The organism is Pseudomonas saponiphila, assembly GCF_900105185.1.
GTDB classification, from domain to species: domain Bacteria; phylum Pseudomonadota; class Gammaproteobacteria; order Pseudomonadales; family Pseudomonadaceae; genus Aquipseudomonas; species Aquipseudomonas saponiphila.
In genome coordinates, this window is the sequence record NZ_FNTJ01000001.1 from 933,353 (window position 1) to 951,842 (window position 18,490).

20 protein-coding genes and 1 tRNA gene are annotated in these 18,490 nt (G+C 62.8%); 6 read left to right on the forward strand and 15 right to left on the reverse strand.

The genetic code is table 11. The features are described from left to right. Positions 1-141: 141 nt before the first annotated feature. From BLV47_RS04425 to BLV47_RS04450, 6 genes are all read right to left on the reverse strand, one after another. Positions 142-741 (reverse strand): 50S ribosomal protein L25/general stress protein Ctc, encoded by a 600-nt coding sequence (locus BLV47_RS04425; protein WP_092310333.1) that lies wholly within the window; start codon positions 739-741, stop codon positions 142-144. Between the two features lie 138 nt (positions 742-879). Continuing rightward, on the reverse strand, positions 880-1,821 hold the full coding sequence (locus BLV47_RS04430; RefSeq protein WP_003171603.1) for a ribose-phosphate pyrophosphokinase: 942 nt from the start codon (positions 1,819-1,821) through the stop codon (positions 880-882). Between the two features lie 47 nt (positions 1,822-1,868). Next, positions 1,869-1,943 (reverse strand) — tRNA-Gln (locus tag BLV47_RS04435). 36 nt (positions 1,944-1,979) lie between these two features. Beyond that, positions 1,980-2,825 (reverse strand): 4-(cytidine 5'-diphospho)-2-C-methyl-D-erythritol kinase, encoded by an 846-nt coding sequence (gene ispE / locus BLV47_RS04440; RefSeq protein WP_092310336.1) that lies wholly within the window; start codon positions 2,823-2,825, stop codon positions 1,980-1,982. Between the two features lie 5 nt (positions 2,826-2,830). Then, the gene (gene lolB, locus BLV47_RS04445; RefSeq protein ID WP_092310339.1) at positions 2,831-3,448 is read right to left on the reverse strand and encodes a lipoprotein insertase outer membrane protein LolB; all 618 of its coding nucleotides are present in this window, start codon (positions 3,446-3,448) and stop codon (positions 2,831-2,833) included. 4 nt (positions 3,449-3,452) lie between these two features. Continuing rightward, entirely contained in the window at positions 3,453-5,177 is a 1,725-nt protein-coding gene (locus BLV47_RS04450) for a tetratricopeptide repeat protein (protein WP_092310342.1), read from the reverse strand. A gap of 183 nt (positions 5,178-5,360) precedes the next feature. On the opposite strand from BLV47_RS04450, the gene hemA reads away from it, so the two are divergent. From hemA to BLV47_RS04480, 6 genes are all read left to right on the forward strand, one after another. Continuing rightward, complete coding sequence (hemA, locus tag BLV47_RS04455; protein WP_092310344.1) at positions 5,361-6,635, forward strand: glutamyl-tRNA reductase; 1,275 nt, start codon at positions 5,361-5,363, stop codon at positions 6,633-6,635. Continuing rightward, a complete protein-coding gene (gene prfA / locus BLV47_RS04460) occupies positions 6,635-7,717 on the forward strand; it encodes a peptide chain release factor 1 (protein ID WP_092310347.1) in 1,083 nt (360 codons plus the stop codon). Before hemA ends, prfA begins: the two co-directional genes overlap by 1 nt. Next, positions 7,718-8,548, forward strand: a complete 831-nt coding sequence (gene prmC, locus BLV47_RS04465; RefSeq protein ID WP_092310350.1) for a peptide chain release factor N(5)-glutamine methyltransferase — start codon at positions 7,718-7,720, stop codon at positions 8,546-8,548. It abuts the gene before it with no gap. Further along, positions 8,542-9,297, forward strand: a complete 756-nt coding sequence (locus tag BLV47_RS04470; RefSeq protein ID WP_092317034.1) for a molybdopterin-synthase adenylyltransferase MoeB — start codon at positions 8,542-8,544, stop codon at positions 9,295-9,297. Before prmC ends, BLV47_RS04470 begins: the two co-directional genes overlap by 7 nt. Then, positions 9,290-10,081: a glutamate racemase gene (gene murI, locus BLV47_RS04475; protein WP_092310353.1), complete on the forward strand. Its 792-nt coding sequence runs from the start codon at positions 9,290-9,292 to the stop codon at positions 10,079-10,081. The genes BLV47_RS04470 and murI overlap by 8 nt, the downstream gene beginning before the upstream one ends. A 117-nt stretch (positions 10,082-10,198) precedes the next feature. Further along, the gene (locus BLV47_RS04480; RefSeq protein ID WP_092310356.1) at positions 10,199-10,717 is read left to right on the forward strand and encodes an acyloxyacyl hydrolase; all 519 of its coding nucleotides are present in this window, start codon (positions 10,199-10,201) and stop codon (positions 10,715-10,717) included. A gap of 8 nt (positions 10,718-10,725) precedes the next feature. Here BLV47_RS04480 and BLV47_RS04485 read toward each other — a convergent pair whose 3' ends face one another. The 9 genes from BLV47_RS04485 to BLV47_RS04525 are packed head-to-tail and all read right to left on the reverse strand — an operon-like array spanning position 10,726 to position 18,488. Next, on the reverse strand, positions 10,726-11,031 hold the full coding sequence (locus BLV47_RS04485) for a YkgJ family cysteine cluster protein (RefSeq protein WP_047306050.1): 306 nt from the start codon (positions 11,029-11,031) through the stop codon (positions 10,726-10,728). A gap of 54 nt (positions 11,032-11,085) precedes the next feature. Further along, positions 11,086-11,601: a DUF2878 domain-containing protein gene (locus tag BLV47_RS04490; RefSeq protein WP_092310359.1), complete on the reverse strand. Its 516-nt coding sequence runs from the start codon at positions 11,599-11,601 to the stop codon at positions 11,086-11,088. Beyond that, on the reverse strand, positions 11,594-12,865 hold the full coding sequence (locus BLV47_RS04495; protein ID WP_092310362.1) for an SAM-dependent methyltransferase: 1,272 nt from the start codon (positions 12,863-12,865) through the stop codon (positions 11,594-11,596). Before BLV47_RS04495 ends, BLV47_RS04490 begins: the two co-directional genes overlap by 8 nt. Beyond that, positions 12,852-13,667, reverse strand: coding sequence for a DUF1365 domain-containing protein (locus tag BLV47_RS04500; RefSeq protein ID WP_092310365.1), 816 nt, complete (start codon positions 13,665-13,667; stop codon positions 12,852-12,854). The genes BLV47_RS04495 and BLV47_RS04500 overlap by 14 nt, the downstream gene beginning before the upstream one ends. After that, positions 13,664-14,911 (reverse strand): NAD(P)/FAD-dependent oxidoreductase, encoded by a 1,248-nt coding sequence (locus BLV47_RS04505; protein ID WP_092310367.1) that lies wholly within the window; start codon positions 14,909-14,911, stop codon positions 13,664-13,666. The genes BLV47_RS04500 and BLV47_RS04505 overlap by 4 nt, the downstream gene beginning before the upstream one ends. After that, positions 14,908-15,678, reverse strand: a complete 771-nt coding sequence (locus BLV47_RS04510; protein ID WP_092310370.1) for an SDR family NAD(P)-dependent oxidoreductase — start codon at positions 15,676-15,678, stop codon at positions 14,908-14,910. The genes BLV47_RS04505 and BLV47_RS04510 overlap by 4 nt, the downstream gene beginning before the upstream one ends. Next, complete coding sequence (locus BLV47_RS04515) at positions 15,675-16,100, reverse strand: nuclear transport factor 2 family protein (protein ID WP_092310373.1); 426 nt, start codon at positions 16,098-16,100, stop codon at positions 15,675-15,677. Before BLV47_RS04515 ends, BLV47_RS04510 begins: the two co-directional genes overlap by 4 nt. Further along, a complete protein-coding gene (phrB, locus tag BLV47_RS04520) occupies positions 16,097-17,539 on the reverse strand; it encodes a deoxyribodipyrimidine photo-lyase (protein ID WP_092310376.1) in 1,443 nt (480 codons plus the stop codon). Before phrB ends, BLV47_RS04515 begins: the two co-directional genes overlap by 4 nt. A 13-nt stretch (positions 17,540-17,552) precedes the next feature. Beyond that, complete coding sequence (locus BLV47_RS04525; protein WP_092310379.1) at positions 17,553-18,488, reverse strand: MerR family transcriptional regulator; 936 nt, start codon at positions 18,486-18,488, stop codon at positions 17,553-17,555. Positions 18,489-18,490: the final 2 nt, after the last annotated feature.

The following is an 18,490-nucleotide window of genomic DNA, read 5'->3' on the forward strand; positions in this document are numbered from 1 at the left end:
ATAACATCGCCGCAACCGGTGCTACGGCGAAAGGGGACGACAAGAGCTTGGTTGCCTTGCGGCAAACTTCGCGTTCTCGCCCGCTTTCTCGCTACGTTCCAGTCCGCGATGTATTCCGCTCAACTCCGGCGTCAGAGTGAATTACTCTGCTGCGCCTTCTTCTTTCTCAGAAGCAACACGTGGTGCGTAGACGTTGGCTACTGCCAGGTCGTTGCCGTGTGCCAGAGCTACAAACTCAACGCCTTTAGGAGCGGTGAGGTTGGACAGGTGGATCACGGTGCCGATGTCAGTCTCGGTCATGTCGACTTCGATGAACTCAGGCAGGTCTTTCGGCAGGCAGGAAACTTCGATCTCGGTGGTAGCGCGGAAGATTTCGCCGCCTTTCTTGATCGGTGCCGCTTCGTTGATCAGGTGTACTGGAACCATGGCGGTCAGTTTCTGACCGGCAACTACGCGAACGAAGTCAGCGTGCAGTACGTGGCCTTTGGCTGGGTGACGTTGCAGGGCCTTGATCACGACGTTCTGCTTGGTGCCACCAACGTTCAGTTCGATGATGTGGCTGTAGGCAGCTTCGTTTTCCAGCAGCTTGGCGATTTCCTTGGCCAGCATGCTGATGGATTCAGGGGCTTTGTCGCCACCGTAAACTACAGCTGGAACCAGGCTTGCGAGACGACGCAGGCGGCGGCTCGCACCTTTCCCCAGGTCGGAACGCACTTCAGCATTCAGAGTAAAATCGTTCATGTTGTATCTCCAAAATAACCACATTCGCCCCAGCGTTTGCGACCAGCGCTAAAGGCGATATGGGCAAAAAAGCCCCGTCCCAACACAGGTTGGGACGGGGCGCTTTTCGTCATCGTGATGTCTTGCCAGGGATGAGCCCTAGCGGAACATCGCGCTGATCGATTCTTCGTTGCTGATACGGCGAACCGCTTCGGCAACTACCGGTGCGATATCCAGTTGGCGGATACGCGCACAGGCTTGTGCTGCAGCGGACAGCGGGATGGTGTTGGTCACCACCAGTTCGTCCAGCACGGAATTTTCAATGTTCTCGATGGCCCGACCCGACAGCACAGGGTGTGTGCAGTAGGCAAAGACCTTGGCTGCGCCATGCTCTTTCAGGGCCTTGGCCGCGTGGCACAGGGTGCCGGCGGTATCGACCATGTCATCGACCAGAATGCAGGTGCGTCCTTCGACGTCGCCGATGATATGCATCACTTCGGAGTGATTGGCTTTCTCACGACGCTTGTCGATGATCCCGAGATCAACGCCCAGGGACTTGGCCACGGCACGTGCACGCACGACGCCGCCAATGTCCGGGGACACGATCATCAGGTTTTCGAAACGCTGGTCTTCGATGTCATCCACCAGAACCGGGGAGCCGTAGATGTTATCTACCGGAATATCGAAGAAGCCCTGAATCTGGTCAGCATGCAGATCAACCGTGAGAACACGGTCGATGCCGACTACGGTAAGCATGTCAGCGACGACTTTCGCGCTGATAGCCACACGTGCGGAACGCGGACGGCGATCCTGACGGGCATAACCAAAGTAAGGAATAACAGCAGTGATACGAGTCGCTGAGGAGCGGCGGAAGGCATCAGCCATCACGACGAGTTCCATCAGGTTATCGTTGGTCGGAGCGCAAGTCGGCTGAATAATGAAGACGTCTTTACCGCGGACATTTTCATTGATCTCGGCAGTAATTTCGCCGTCGGAGAATTTTCCAACAGAGATGTCACCGAGAGGGATATGCAGCTGACGTACTACACGCCGAGCCAGATCGGGGTTAGCGTTCCCCGTAAAGACCATCATCTTGGACACGCGCAGTACCTGAAGGCTGAGGGTATACCTGGATGAGTATAGGAAAATGGCAGGGGCGGCTGGATTCGAACCAACGCATGGCAGGATCAAAACCTGCTGCCTTACCGCTTGGCGACGCCCCTGTATCTGTTGCTTCGAGTACCTGATACTCGATTCCGTTAGAGCAGACCTTGCAGCTTGCGATGCAACATCGAAACGTTGCTTCCTTTTGCTACAAACCCTGTAAGGGTCTCTGTAAGAAGGGCCGAGACTTTATCAGCTTCAGCTTTGCTTGGGAAGCCCCCAAACACACAACTTCCAGTTCCAGTCAGTTTTGCTTCGGTAAATTTACCTAACAAATTCAATGCGTTACGTACTTCTGGATAACGCCTTGCGACTACCGGAAGGCAGTCATTTCTGCTGTTTCCCTTGGGAACGGGGCGCACTTTAATGGGCGGAGTGTCACGTGTCAACAGCGGATCTGAAAAAATTTCTGCTGTACTTACAGACACTTGCGGGACCAGTACCAGATACCAGGGTTCTTCGGGATATTCAGGGGTGAGTTTTTCCCCTACACCTTCAGCGAACGCTGCACGGCCGCGTACGAAAACCGGAACGTCGGCTCCCAGGGTCAATCCCAGTGCCGCCAGGCGGTCTTCATCCCAGCCCAGTTGCCAGAGATGATTCAGTCCCAGCAGGGTCGTGGCCGCGTTGGAACTGCCGCCGCCGATGCCGCCACCCATGGGCAGGATCTTGTCGATCCAGATATCGATGCCCAGGGCGCAACCGGATTGTTCCTGCAGCTTCTTGGCCGCCTTGACGATCAGGTTGCTGTCGTGAGGCACCCCCGGGAAGTCGGTATGCAGGCGAATGACACCGTCGTCACGCAGGGCGAAGGTGATTTCATCGCCGTAGTCGAGGAACTGGAACAGGGTCTGCAACTCGTGATACCCGTCTTCACGACGACCGAGGATGTGCAGCATCAGATTGAGCTTGGCCGGGGACGGCAGGGTCAGTTTTTCCATGGTCGTCACTGCCCCAGCTTACGCGGCTGCCATTCCTTGATCACCAGTGTGACGTCAAGGTCGCTGCCATGCAGTTTGATGCGTTCGGGCAGCCAGTAGCCGTTCTGCTCGGAATAGCTGCTGTATTCCACTTGCCAGCCATCTTGTTCCAGGCTGGCCAGGTGGCTGTCGCCGTCCAGGGTCAGGCGGCTCTTGCTGTCCGGGGCGGGCAGGCCGCGAACCCACCAGGCCAGGTGGGAAACCGGCAGTTTCCAGCCTAGCTGTTCTTCAAGCAGGGTTTCCGGGCTGGTGGCTTCATAGCGGCCCTGGTTGGCCACTTCCAGGCTGACCTGGCCGGGGCGCCCGGTCAGGCGAGCCGCGCCGCGACCCAGCGGGCCGGACAGGCGGATGTCGTAGTAATCCTGGCGTTGCAGCCAGAACAGCGTGCCGCTACCGGAATCCTTGGGCGCGCGAATGCCGATCTTGCCGTTGATCTGCCAGCCATCGAGGCCTGTCAACTGATCCTTGTGCAGGCGCCATTGGGCGGGGTTGCCTTGGCCCTGGACCGACTCACGGGCGCCAAAGCCGGCGCAGCCTGCCAGCAGGGCGATGAAGCTGAAAACAATGAAGTGGCGCAAAAACATGGTCTTAAAGAGTCTCTGATCCGGTCAGGCGTTTGATGGTGTCGCGCAGGACAGGGCTATCGGGCTGGCCCTTGATGAACTTGCTCCAGATCTGCTTGGCCTCGCGCTGCTTGCCGTTGTTCCACAGTACTTCGCCCAGATGCGCGGCGACTTCCTGGTCGGGAAAGCGTTCCAAGGCCTGGCGCAGCAGGCGCTCGGCCTCGTCGAGGTTGCCCAAACGGAAGTTGACCCAGCCCAGGCTGTCCATGACCGCCGGGTCGTCCGGGGTCAATTGGTGAGCCTGTTCGATCAGCACCTTGGCCTCGGCGTAGCGAGTGGTGCGGTCCGACAAGGTGTAGCCCAGGGCGTTCAAGGCCATGGCGTTGTCCGGCTCGCGCTGGATGATCAGGCGCAGATCTTTTTCCAGTTGCGCCAGGTCATTGCGTTTTTCCGCCTGCATGGCGCGGGTGTAGAGCAGGTTCACGTCATCGGGATATTGCTGCAGGGCTTGCTGGATGGCTTTCCAGGCACGGTCCCCCTGATTGTTCGCCGACAGGGTTTCGACTTCGACCAGGTACAGCTGGATGGCGTAGTCGGGCTGGGCATCGCGGGCGGCTACCAAGCGCTTCTGCGCTTCGTCGGTACGACCGTTGCTCATCAGGATATCGGCCTGGCGCAGTTGTGCCGGCAGGTAGTCGTTGCCCGGGCCGACCTGGGCGTACTCGATCAGCGCCCCTTGCGGATCGTTCAGCTCTTCGGCGATCCGTCCCAGGTTCAGGTGGGCGGAGTCCTCGTGGCTTTCCCGGGCAATCAGGTCTTCCAGGTAGCCCTTGGCCTCTTCCCAGGCCTTGGCCTCCAGGCACACCAGGGCCAGGGAATAACGCAGTTCGTCATCTTCCGGATACTGCTGGACCAGGCTGGAGAACTGAGTCTTGGCGTCTTCCATGCGGTCCTGCTCCACCAGCATGCGGGCATAAGTCAGGCGCAGGCGCTTGTCGTCCGGGTACTTGCGGATGCTTTTTTCCAGCAGGGGCAGGGCCTCCTTGCCGCGGTTCAGGCTTTGCAGCAGGCGGGCACGCAGCAGCAGTGGCGCGACTTCGCCGTCTTCCGGCGGGTTCTGCTCCAGCAGAGTCAGGGCATCCTTGGCGTCGCCGTCCTGTTGCATCAGCAGGGCCTTGCCGAAGATCAGCTGGCTGTTGCGCGGGTGTTTCTGCAACAGCCGGTCGAAGCTTTTCATCAGGCCGTTGCGGGTGTCCTGGTCGGTGTCGGCAGCCGACAGCGCCAGGAAGTCGAAATGGGTATCGCCCTTGCCCTGCAGGACCTTCTCCATATAAAGCAAGGAGTCGTCATAACGACCGGCGCGGGCCAGCTGGATGGCGGCAGCCCGTTGCGCTTCCAGGTCGTCGGGGGCGTTCTTGGCCCAGATCAGCGACGTGTCCAAGGCCGCCTGATCGGCGCCCAGGTATTCGGCGATGCGAAAGGCTCGCTCGGAAATCCCCGGATCCTGGGTGTTGATGGCCTGGGTCACGTAGTTGTCCAGGGCAATGTCGAAACGATTGCGCTGACCCGCCAGCTCAGCGCTCAGCAGGCTGAAGATGGTGTCTTCACTGAACGAGGAATAAACCTTGGGCTTTTCAGGGGCGGGGGTACTGTCTTCCACCGGCGACGTAGCGTCCGATGAAACGGTGGCCAGTGACTGGCAACCGCTGAGGAAGACAAAGGCGAGGAGCAACGCGGAGGATCTATTCATATAGGAAGAGGGCGACTAACCTGCGGTCGGATCATCATGACACAAGCCTTCGGCCAAACATAACCGAGACTCAACGGGATGCCAGAACATAGGCAGTCTATTAGGACAATAGTCGGCGGTAGTTGTTCTGCGTCGGTCGAAGTAGGACAATTGCCGGCTTCTCGACATCATCAGCGACCTTGAATGGCCTTCCTTGCACTCGGTATTAACCACAAGACTGCTTCTGTAGACGTCCGCGAGCGCGTGGCCTTTACCCCTGAGCAGTTGGTTGAGGCCTTGCAGCAGCTCTGCCGACTCACCGACAGCCGCGAAGCTGCGATCCTCTCCACCTGCAATCGCAGTGAGCTCTATGTAGAACAGGATCATCTTTCTGCGGATGTGGTGCTGCGCTGGCTGGCGGACTATCACCACCTGAGCCTAGACGAGCTGCGCGCCAGTGCCTACGTACATGAGGACGATGCGGCAGTTCGTCACATGATGCGGGTGGCCTCGGGGCTCGATTCGCTGGTGTTGGGCGAGCCGCAGATCCTCGGTCAGATGAAGTCCGCCTACGCCGTGGCCCGCGAGGCCGGCACTGTCGGTCCGCTGCTGGGGCGGCTGTTCCAAGCCACCTTCAGCGCCGCCAAGCAGGTGCGAACCGATACTGCCATTGGTGAGAACCCGGTGTCCGTGGCCTTTGCCGCGGTAAGCCTGGCGAAACAGATTTTCAGCGACCTGCAGCGCAGCCAGGCGTTACTGATCGGCGCGGGCGAGACCATTACCCTGGTGGCCCGGCACCTGCACGACCTGGGGGTCAAGCGCATCGTAGTCGCCAACCGCACCCTGGAGCGCGCCAGTCTCCTGGCGGAGCAGTTCGGCGCCCACGCGGTGCTGCTATCGGACATTCCCCAGGAGCTGGTGCACAGCGATATCGTCATCAGTTCCACCGCCAGCCAGTTGCCGATCCTTGGCAAGGGCGCAGTGGAAAGCGCGCTGAAGCTGCGCAAGCACAAGCCGATTTTCATGGTGGATATCGCCGTTCCCCGGGATATCGAGCCTGAAGTCGGCGAGTTGGACGACGTTTACCTCTACACCGTCGATGACCTGCACGAAGTGGTCGCGGAAAACCTCAAGAGCCGTCAGGGCGCGGCCCAGGCCGCCGAGGAGCTGGTGAACATCGGCGCCGAGGATTTCATGGTGCGCCTGCGGGAGTTGGCGGCGGTTGACGTGCTCAAGGCCTATCGTCAACAGAGCGAGCGGCTGCGTGACGAAGAACTGCAGAAAGCCCTGCGCCTGCTGAACAATGGCTCCAGCGCCGAGGACGTACTGGCCCAACTGGCCCGCGGCCTGACCAACAAGTTGCTGCACGCGCCGAGCGTGCAGTTGAAAAAGCTTTCCGCCGAAGGTCGCCTCGATGCGCTGGCCATGGCTCAAGAACTCTTTGCCCTCGGTGAGGGCTCATCGGATAAAACCCCGTAATGAAAGCGTCACTGCTCAGTAAGCTGGACATTCTCCAGGATCGTTTCGAGGAACTGACCGCCTTGCTCGGCGATGCTGAGGTCATTTCCGATCAGGCCAAGTTCCGCACCTACTCCAAGGAGTACGCGGAAGTCGAGCCGATCGTCGCTTCCTACAAACAGGTACTCAAGGTCCAGGCTGACCTCGAAGGCGCCCAGGCGCTGCTCAAGGACAACGACCCGGACCTGCGGGAAATGGCTGCCGAGGAAGTGCGCGAGGCCAAGGAGCAATTGGCCGAGCTGGAAAGCGCCTTGCAACGCATGTTGCTGCCCAAGGACCCCAACGACGGGCGCAACGTGTTCCTGGAAATCCGTGCTGGCACCGGCGGTGACGAGGCGGCGATCTTTTCCGGCGACCTGTTCCGCATGTATTCGCGCTACGCCGAACGGCGCGGCTGGCGGCTGGAGATCCTCTCGGAAAACGAGGGGGAGCATGGCGGCTATAAGGAAGTCATTGCCCGGGTCGAAGGCGAGAACGTCTACGGCAAGCTCAAGTTCGAGTCCGGCGCGCACCGTGTGCAGCGGGTGCCGGCCACCGAATCCCAGGGCCGCATCCACACCTCGGCCTGTACCGTGGCGGTGTTGCCCGAGCCGGACGAACAGGAAGCCATCGAGATCAGCCCGGCGGACCTGCGCATCGATACCTATCGCTCTTCGGGCGCCGGCGGCCAGCACGTGAACAAGACCGACTCGGCGATCCGCATCACCCACATTCCTTCGGGCATCGTGGTCGAGTGCCAGGAAGAGCGTTCCCAGCACAAGAACCGGGCCCGGGCCATGTCCTGGCTGTCGGCCAAGCTCAATGACCAGCAGACCAGCGCCGCGGCCAATGCCATCGCCAGCGAGCGCAAGTTGCTGGTGGGCTCGGGGGATCGCTCCGAGCGTATCCGCACCTACAACTTCCCTCAGGGCCGGGTCACCGATCACCGGATCAACCTGACCCTGTATTCCCTGGACGAAATCCTCGCCGGGGGCGTCGAGGCCGTGATTGAACCGCTGTTGGCCGAGTATCAGGCCGATCAACTTGCGGCATTGGGTGAGTAAATGACCATCATCGCCAGCCTGCTGCGTGCAGCTCAATTACCCGATTCGCCGACGCCGCGCCTGGATGCCGAGCTGCTCCTGGCGGCGGCCCTGGGCAAGCCCCGCAGCTTCCTGCACACCTGGCCGGAGCGCATCGTGCCCAGCGAAGCCGCGCTGCTGTTCGCCGAGTACCTGCAACGACGTCGTTCCGGCGAGCCGGTGGCCTACATCCTCGGGCAACAGGGCTTCTGGAAGCTGGATCTGGAAGTGGCACCGCACACCCTGATTCCGCGTCCCGACACGGAGCTGCTGGTGGAAGCAGCGTTGGAGTTGCTGCCCGCGACTCCGGCCAAGGTCCTCGACCTGGGCACCGGTAGCGGCGCGATCGCCCTGGCCCTGGCCAGCGAGCGTCCGGCCTGGAAGGTCACTGCCGTGGATCGGGTGCTGGAAGCCGTGGCTCTGGCCGAGCGCAACCGCCAGCGCCTGCAACTGGACAACGTCACGGTGCTCAGCAGCCACTGGTTCAGCGCGGTCGAGTCCCAGCGTTTCCAGTTGATCGTCAGTAATCCTCCCTACATCGCCGAGGCCGATCCTCATCTGGCGGCCGGCGATGTGCGCTTCGAACCCGAAAGCGCCCTGGTGGCGGGCAAGGACGGTCTGGACGATCTGCGCCTGATCGTCAACCAGGCCCCGCAACATTTGCACGCCGGTGGCTGGCTGATGCTGGAACACGGTTACGACCAGGCCGCGGCGGTTCGCGAGTTGCTGACTGCGCAAGGCTTTGTCGAAGTCCACAGCCGGGTCGACCTGGGTGGTCATGAACGCATCAGCCTCGGGTGCCTGCCGTGCTGACCGATCAGGAGCTGTTGCGCTATAGCCGGCAGATTCTGTTGCAGCACGTCGACATCGACGGCCAGTTGCGCCTCAAGCAGAGCCGGGTACTGATTGTCGGCCTCGGTGGCCTTGGTGCCCCGGCGGCGCTGTACCTGGCGGCGGCCGGGGTCGGCGAGTTGCACCTGGCCGACTTCGACAGCGTCGACCTGACCAACCTGCAACGCCAGATCATCCACGACAGCCAGAGTGTCGGGGTCGGCAAGGTGGATTCGGCCATCAGCCGGTTGTCCGCCCTCAACCCGGAAATCCGCCTGGTGCCCCATCGCCAGGCACTGGATGTCGACAGCCTGGCCGCCGTCGTGGCCGCGGTGGACCTGGTGCTTGATTGCACCGACAACTTCAGCACCCGCGAGGCGGTGAACGCCGCGTGCGTGGCGGCCGGCAAGCCCCTGGTCAGCGGCGCGGCGATTCGCCTGGAAGGGCAGTTGTCGGTGTTCGACCCAAGGCGTCAGGAAAGCCCTTGCTACCACTGCCTGTACGGGCATGGCAGCGAAACCGAACTGACCTGCAGCGAGGCTGGAGTGCTCGGTCCGCTGGTGGGCACCGTGGGCAGCCTGCAAGCGCTGGAAGCCCTAAAGCTGCTGGCCGGGTTTGGCGAGCCTCTGGTGGGCCGACTGTTATTGATCGATGCCCTGGGCACGCGCTTTCGCGAGCTGCGCGTCAAGCGTGATCCCGGTTGCAGCGTCTGCGGAGTTCAGCATGAGTGAAGCGCCCATTGCGGTGTTCGATTCCGGTGTCGGCGGTCTGTCGGTGCTGGCGGAAATACAGCAACGGCTGCCCAACGAATCGCTGCTGTACTTTGGCGATTGCGGGCATATTCCCTATGGCGAAAAGACCCCGGAGTTCATTCGTCAGCGCTGCGCCCTGATGGCGCGCTACTTTCGCGAGCAGGGCGCCAAGGCTCTGGTTCTGGCCTGCAACACGGCCACCGTGGCCGCGGTCGCCGAGCTGCGGCGGGATTTTCCGGATTGGCCCATCGTTGGCATGGAGCCTGCGGTCAAGCCTGCGGCGGCTGCTACCCGCAGCGGGGTGGTCGGGGTGCTGGCCACCACCGGCACCTTGCAGAGCGCCAAGTTCGCCGCCTTGCTCGACCGTTTCGCCGCGGATGTGAAAGTGGTCACCCAGCCCTGTCCCGGCCTGGTGGAAATGATCGAAAACGGCGACCTCGACAGCAGCGCTCTGCGGCAACTGTTGCAGGGGTATGTCGAACCGCTGCTGGCGGCCGGGTGCGACACCATCATCCTGGGGTGCACCCACTATCCGTTTCTCAAGCCGGTGCTGTTGCAGATGCTGCCGGCCCATATCAGCCTGATCGACACGGGCGGCGCCGTTGCCCGGCAGTTGCAACGCCTGCTGGATGAGGGCCAGCTACGGGCCCGGGGCCCGGCCCGCGAGACACGTTTCTGGACCAGCGGCGACGTCCCGCACTTTGCCCAGGTGCTGCCTTTGTTGTGGAAAAAACCTGGTAGCGTTCAGCGTTTCCAGTGGTGAAAAAAAGCCTGAAAAAGCCGCTTTCGATGCTGAACTTCCGAGGACGTGCAGGCTTCTATAACCTTTCAAGAAGGTTGTACAAGACCATACGTAACCGTTGAAAAAAGGACGTTCCTGATGAAGCGACTGTTGTGTTTGGCCGCGCTTGCGGCCGGGTTGTTGGGGCACAGTTTTACCGCGCAGGCGGCCGGAGTCGAGTTCTCCGTGGGGCAAACCGGCGATTCGACCCAGGCCTACCGGCTGGGTATGCAATGGGACTGGGACAAGAGCTGGCTGCAAAGTGATGTCGGTCGCCTGACCGGTTATTGGAGCGGCGCCTACACCTATTGGGATGGCGACAAGAAATCGAGCAATCACAGCCTGTCGTTCTCGCCGGTGCTGGTCTACGAATTCGCCGGGGCCAGCATCAAGCCCTACATCGAGGCGGGGATCGGGGTGGCGGCCTTTGCCCACACCGAGGTCGAGGACAACAAGCTCGGATCATCCTTCCAGTTCGAAGACCGTATCGGTTTCGGCCTGCGTTTCGCTGGCGGGCATGAAGTCGGTATTCGCGCCACCCATTACTCCAACGCCGGGATTCAAACCCCCAACGACGGTATCGAAAGCTACGCGCTGCATTACACGATGCCGCTCTGAGGCCGGTATCAGCGATACGCCGTGGCGATTCCCCGGCGTTCGCTCAAGCAATCGGCCTCTCCCAGCTCGAACTCGCGACAGATCAGTGGCCGCAGCTCATAGATGCTGCAGCGCATGCTGTCGCGGTCCAGGGCCGCGCACCAGCCGTCGTCCAGGCGGCGCATGACTTCCCCGCCCCAGTCATCGGTGTCGATAAAGCGTTCGGGCACCCCGGTGTCGGTGATCAGCATCACTTCCAGCTGGCAGCAGCAGGCGGCGCAGGTCGAGCAACTGATGGCCGGTTCGGGGACGGGGACAACGGGAATGGTGATCATAGGCACGCAGTGTAAGGCAGTCGGCCCGTGCTGTGGGAAAGCCCGGACGGACGCTCAGTCCGGGATGGCCGCCTGTGGTTCTTCCGCAGTGGGGCGTGCCAGCACGTGCAGCAGCGGCAGCAGCATGCTCCACAGCAGTCCCAGCCCCAGCAGGGTTGGCCACAGGCCATAGGCAAAGGTCACCCCGGCCAGGCGGCCCCCGGCGTAATAGGACAGCGGTCCGCACAGTGCGCCAACCAGGCAGGTCAGCCACCAGGGCCGGGCGGTCCACGCCAGGCAGTGACGCAGCGTGGTGCCCAGCAAGGCCCAGAGCACGATCAGCCACAGGGGAATCAGCAGGCTCACTTGCTGGAACTGGAACACCCCCAGCCAGTGCAGGAAGCTGTCCAGGGTAATGCCGGTCAGGGCGACCCCGAAAATCATCCGGCCTTCTGCGGCCCAGCTGCCGATCCAGCGAAAATGCGCCAGCAGGATCGCCACCCCGAGCAGCAGCCAGGCGCTGTCGCCGGACAGCACGCAGATAAACCAGCCCAGCTGGAACAGCAGGGCGTTGGCCAGTTGTTTACGCATCGAAACGTCCCAGCAGGGGTTGCGGCACCGCCGAGGGTTTGGCCAGGAGCATTTGCGCGGTGCCAATGCTGCGCTCCAGGAAACCGCCTTCGCAGTAGCACAGGTAGAACTCCCACAGGCGCAGGAAGTAGGCGTCATAGCCCAGCTCGCTGAGGCGGCCGTGGGCGCGGCGGAAGTTCTCGTGCCACAGGCGCAGGGTGCGGGCGTAGTGCAGGCCGAAATCCTCCATGTGCAACAGGTTCATGTCGGTGTCGCGGCTCACTACTTCGAGCATCTTCTGCACGCTGGGCAGGGCGCCGCCGGGGAAGATGTAGCGCTGGATGAAGTCCACGCCGTTCTTCGCCTGTTCATAGCGCTGGTCACGGATGGTGATGGCTTGCAGCAGCATCAGGCCGTTGCTTTTGAGCAACTTCGCGCACTGCTTGAAGTAGGTGGGCAGGAAGCGGTGGCCCACGGCTTCGATCATTTCGATGGACACCAGCTTGTCGTACTGCCCGTCCAGATCGCGGTAGTCCTCCAGCAGCAGGGTGACCCGGTCCTGCAGGCCGGCGGCATCGATGCGTTGCCGGGTATAGGCGAACTGTTCCTTGGACAAGGTGGTGGTGGTGACGCGGCACCCGTAATTTTGCGCCGCATACAGCGCCATGCTGCCCCAACCGGTGCCGATCTCCAGCAGGTGATCCCCGGGCTGGAGGGCGAGTTTCTGGCAGATGCGTTCCAGTTTGTTCAACTGGGCCTGCTCCAGGCTGTCGTCCTCGCTGCGAAATTGCGCGGCTGAGTACATCATCGTCGGGTCGAGAAACTGCTCGAACAGCTCATTGCCGAGGTCGTAGTGGGCGGCGATGTTTTTCTGCGAGCCCTTGCGCGTGTTGCGATTGAGCCAGTGCAGGCCGCGTACCAACGGCCGGCCGAGCCGCGCCAGGCCACCTTCCATGGCATCCAGTACCTCCAGGTTGCTGACGAAGACGCGGATCACCGCCGTCAGGTCCGGGGTGCTCCAGTAGCCGTGGATGAACGCTTCGCCGGCACCGATCGAGCCGCTGCTGGCCACCAGCCCCCAGGCGCTGCTGTCGTGGATATGGATTTCACCCACCAAGGCCGCCGAGCGGTCGCCGAAGACCAGGCGCTCGGCGTTTTCGATGACCAGCAGTTGGCCGTGCTTGAGATGCGCCAGTTGTCGCAGCACGCCGCGACGCAACAGGTTGGCGGTCAGGCTGTGGGTGCTGAACAGGGTATTTCTGGCCGATACGCTAGAGGATTTCATGGCGGCGATCCTTGGGTTGTACAGCAGCTGTGCGATAGGCGCCGTCGGCGGCCTCATGGGGAAAGAAAGTGATGCCCTTGGCGCTCAGGCGCAGGGCCTGCCAGTAGATGGCCAGGCAGGTCTTGGCGGTCATCCATGGGAAACTGCGCAGGTACTGGTGCAGGCTGCGGCGATCCAGGGCCTGGCGCTGCAGGCTGAGGGTGGCGTCGAACACCTTCAGATCACCCTGCCAGTCGGCCATGTGCACGCCCAGGCGTTCGGCCGGCGGGCTGAAGCTCATGCGGTATTCAAGGTCACGGGGCAAGAATGGCGAGACGTGGAAGGCCTTGGCCACGGCAAAGTGCTGGTGCTCGGGCGCGCTGGCACTGTCCGGGCGGGCGGGCAGCACGTAGTGATAACGCTCGCGCCATGGGGTGTTGGTGACTTCACAGAGGATCGCCGCCAGTTGCCCGTCGGCCTCGAAGCAGTAGAAGAAGCTCACCGGATTGAACGCCAGGCCCCAACTGCGGACCTGGGTCAACAGGCGCACCGCGCCGCCCGGCACGTGGCCGATGGCCGCGGCCACTTGCTGGCGTACCGCGTCGATCAGGCGCATGCCCTGGCCGGTGAAGTCTTTCAGGTAGTCGCTTTCGCGGAAGGCGAAGGCGGCGAAACGGCTGCGCCCCGCCAGGGGCGAGAGCCCCAGCACCGCCTCCTGCTCGTCCAGGTCCAGGTACAAGAGGCCGATCCGATAGCGGAAGGCATGGCCCTTGGGGGCGAAGCGCCGATGGCTGATCCAGCCGTTGTACAGGGCACTGTTCACAGTTGTTCACCAAAGGCCTGGGCCACGCGCAACGCGCTGACCACGCCGTCTTCGTGAAAGCCGTTGGCCCAGTAGGCGCCGCAGTAGAAGCTGTGCTGGGCGCCTTGCAGTTCGCTCCAGCGGGCCTGGGCCGCCACCGCTTCGATGCTGTACTGCGGATGGGCGTAAGTGAAGCGGGCAAGGATTTGCGTCGGGTCGATGACCGCGGTCTGGTTGAGGCTGACGCAGAAGGTGGTATCGCTCTTCAGGCCTTGCAGGATGTTCATGTCGTAGGTCACGGCGGCGGCTTTGTCGCCGCTGGCGTCCAGGCGGTAGTTCCAGCTGGCCCAGGCCAGGCGCCGGCGCGGCAGCAGCCGGGTATCGGTGTGCAGTACCACGTCGTTGTCGGCGTAGGGCAGGGCCTGGAGAATCTCCCGCTCGGCGCGGCTGGGGCTGGCCAGCAGTTGCAGGGCCTGGTCGCTGTGACAGGCGAACACCACCTTGTCGAAGCGCTCGCTGCCGGCGGCGCTGTGGATCAGCACGCCGGATTCGTCGCGTTCGACCCGTTGCACCGGGCAGTCGAGGCGGATGTGCTGGCGGAACGAGGCGGTCAGCGGTTCGATGTAGCGGCTTGAGCCACCTTCGATCACGCACCACTGGGGGCGATTGTTCACCGACAGCAAGCCGTGGTTCTTGAAGAAGCGCACAAAGAACTGCAAGGGGAAACCGAGCATCTGCACCCGTGACATCGACCAGATCGCCGACCCCATGGGCACGATGTAATGCTGGATGAAGCGCTCGCCATAGCCTCGTTTCTGCAGGTAATCGCCGAGGGTGGTGTCGGCGGCGATGCGTTGTTGCTGGAGATCGAGCAAGGCGGCTTTATTGAAGCGCAGAATGTCCCGCAGCATGCCCCAGAACCCGGGCGACAGCAGGTTGCGCCGCTGGGCGAACAGGCTGTTGAGGTTGTTGCCGTTGTACTCCAGGCCCGAGACCGGGTCGCACACCGAGAAGCTCATCTCGGTGGGTTTGAACTTGACCCCGATCTGGCCCAGCAGGCGGATGAAGTTGGGGTAGGTCCAGTCGTTGAAGACGATGAAGCCAGTGTCCACGGACTGGGTTTCGCCATTGTGGCTGACCTCCACGGTGTGGGTGTGACCGCCGATCCAGCTGCCGGCCTCGAAGACCCGGATGTCATGGCGACGGTTGAGAACGTAGGCGCAGGTCAGGCCGGCGATGCCGCTACCGATGATGGCGATTTTCACGATGCACTCCCCGTGCGGGCCAGGCGCTTGGCGATGGCCAGTTGCAGGCGACCGGGCAGCCAGGACAGCAGCTTGAGGCCGAAGATGAACGGGGCGGGGAAAGCGATCTCCAGATCCCGGTGTGACAGACGCTTGTGGATATGGCGGGCGGCCTTGGCGGCGGGCCAGCTCATGGGCATGGCAAAGTCGTTGCGCGCGGTCAGCGGGGTATCGACGAACCCCGGGCTGACCACGGTGACGTCGATGCCCTCGGCGGCCAGGTCGATGCGCAAGGACTGCAGCAGGTAACGCAGGGCGGCCTTGGAGGCACCATAGGCGCCGGCCCGGGGCAGCGGCAGGTAGGTCACGGAACTGGCCACGCCCACCAGGTGGGGTTGGTTGCCGGCGCGCAGCAGGGGCAGTGCGGCTTCGATGCAATAGCCGGCGGACAGCAGGTTGCTGTTGAGCACACGCTGGATCAGCGCCGCGTCGAATTGCTGCACGTCGATGTATTCACAAGTGCCGGCATTGAGAACCGCCGTGTCCAGGGCGCCCCAGGCCTGGGCGATGCGCTTGCCGATCTCACGCACCTGCAGGGCGTCGGTGAGATCGCCGGGCACCACCAGCACCCGCCCCGGATAACGCTGGGCCAGGGTCTCCAGGGGCTCGCGCGAACGGGCGCTGACGGCCACCTGGGCGCCGGCCTTGAGCAGCTCCTCGGCCAGTGCCGCGCCGATGCCGCTGCTGGCACCGGTGAGCCAGATCCGCCGTGGCATTGCCGGGTTCATCCGAGCCTCCTTTTCAACCAGGAGATCACCGTGCCTATCAGCGGCAGGTGTTCGTAGAGCAGTGCGCCGGCGTCGAAATAGTCGCGATGCCGATAGACCTTGTCGTCACGCCAGTGCAGGTGCGAGCAGCCGGCGACCCGGATCAGCTGGCCACCGCGCAGGCGCGGGTGGCGGTAGCTCATGGTCCAGCGCAGGTAGCCCTGGCCTTCGCCGCAGGTGTCGATGCCGTGGAAGTCGAAGCGCAGCTCGCTGACATTGCTGTACAGCTCGGCGAAGTAGTGCCGCAGGCGCGGCAAGCCATTGACCTCATGCAGCGGGTCGGTGAACTGGATGTCCTCGCTGTAGAGCTGATCCAGGCGCTGCAGGTTGTGCTTGTCGAGGCTGGCGAAGTCCCGGGCAAAGCGCTCAAGGAAATCACTCATGGGGCATCTCCCACGTCCGGCCGCGCCGGCAGGGCCTTGAAGGCAGCCAAGGCGCGATCTCGTGACATCGACAGGTCGACCATGGTCGCCGGATAGCCGGCGACCGCGAACAGGCCGCCCATGGCGCCGGGGTTGTGGATATCCCTTTTGTTCAACCCCGCCAGTTGCGGCAGCCAGTGCTTGATGAAGCGCCCCTCGGGGTCGAAGCGTTCCGATTGGCTGATCGGGTTGAAGATGCGGAAGTACGGTGCGGCGTCGGTGCCGGTGGAGGAACTCCACTGCCAGCCGCCATTGTTTGCTGCCAGGTCGCCATCGATCAGGTGGCGCATGAAGAAACGCTCGCCCTCACGCCAGTCGATCAGCAGGTTCTTGGTCAGGAACATCGCCACCACCATTCGCAGGCGGTTGTGCATCCAGCCGGTTTCCAGCAGTTGGCGCATGGCGGCGTCGATGAGCGGCAGGCCGGTGCGGCCTTCTTGCCAGGCCGCCAGGTCTTCGGGGGCATCGCGCCAGGCCACCGCTTCGGTTTCCGGGCGGAAGGCGCGGTGCCGGGAAACCCGTGGGTAACCCACCAGGATGTGTTTGTAGAACTCGCGCCACAGCAGTTCGTTGATCCAGGTGACGGCGCCGGGATTGCCGCTCTCGAACTCTCCCTGATTGCAGCGCAAGGCGGCGTGCAGGCATTGCCGCGGCGAGATCACTCCGGCGGCGAGGTAGGGCGAAAGCTGGCTGGTGCCGGGCTTGGCCGGGAAGTCGCGTTCGTTCTGGTAGTAGTTGATTTGCTCGTCGGTGAACCGTTCCAGACGGCCCAGGGCTTCATCTTCACCGGCCGGCCAGAGGTCGCGCAGTGATTGGCTGGGCAGCGGGAAGCCGTCGATATGGCGGGGCACGGGATCGGCCTGGATCGACAGCGGCAATTGCGCCTTGGGGCTGGCGATCAGCGCCGGCAGTGCGCTGTGCAGGCGGCTGTAGCAGACCTTGCGGAACTGGCTGAAAACCTGGAAGTAGCCGCCGCTCTTGGTCAGCACGCTGCCGGGCTGGAACAGCAGTTGATCGAGATGGCCCTGGACGCTGATGTCGGCCTCTTCCAGAACCCGGGTCACCGCGGCATCGCGACGGCTCTCGTGGATCCCGTATTCCTGGTTGAAGTGCAGCATGCGGACCTGCAGTTGCCGGCACAGTTCCAGCAGGACCTGGGGCGCCTGGTCCCAGGTCGCGGCGCTACGGATCAGCAGGGGGATGTTCAGGCGGCCCAAGGCCTTGCTCAACGGCTGCAGATTGCGCAGCCAGAAGTCGACCTTGCACGGCGCATCGTCGTGGGCCTGCCACTGCTCCGGGCTCAGCAGGTACACCGCCACGGTGGGGCCACGCTGGGTGGCGGCGCAGAGGGCGGTGTTGTCATGTAGGCGCAGGTCGCTGCGCAGCCAGATCAATTGCATGCTGATTTCCGATTCAAAAGAGTCCTCGCTCAAGCAGCGCCTGGCAGGCCGTTATCGGGTCCTGAGCCAGGTGCAGATCGGCGATTTCAGAGAGACATACGGACCACTCTGCGGGATGGATGCACACCGCGGGTCCGGCGATGAATTTTTTGCAGCTAATGCCGTTGAGCAGCCTGGGCAGCTGCGCAGGGTTGAGGGCCTTGCTTGAATACAACAGCAGGCCCCGGGCCTGCAGGCGCTCGACGGCCAGGGCCAGTTCCGCGCCGGGTAGCGGCCAGTCGAAGACTTCCACCGGGCAATCGGCGCTGCTGGCCAGCCAGGCGGTCAGCCACAGGTGGGGCTCCAGCGCCAGGTCCGACTGGTTGACCAGCAGCAGCGGTGGGGCCTGCAGTTGCCTGTTGTTGTGGTAGATCCGTGCCCCCAGCTTGCTGCGCAGCCAGGAGTAGAAGAACACCTGTTCCATCTGGCTGCCGAACTGTCCCTGCCAGCGCTGCTCCAGCTCTGCCAGCAAGGGCATCAGCAGGTGCTCGCACAGGGTGCGCGGCGGGTACAGGGCCATGGCCTGGTTGAAGGTGTCGTCGACCTTGCGCTCGGCCAGTTGGCTGATCGCCAGACCGAGGGTCTGGCGCAGGCGCTGCCAGTCATTCTCGGCCGGTGTGCTGGCACTTGGGGCGCTGTCCAGCAGGTGCTTGACCTGGCTGACCGCCACCCCGCGATTGAGCCAGGTGAGGATGGTGAGGATTTCCTGCACCTGTTCCTGGGAGTACAGGCGGTGACCCTTGGGCGTGCGCAGGGGCACGATCAGTCCGTAACGGCGCTCCCAGGCGCGCAGGGTGACGGCGTTGACTCCGGTCTGGCGCGCCACTTCGCGAATCGGCAGCCAGCCCTCATCCAGGGCGCGCCGGTAGTGGGCGCTGTTGTCTTCGGCCTGTTGATCGAGTGCTTTCATGG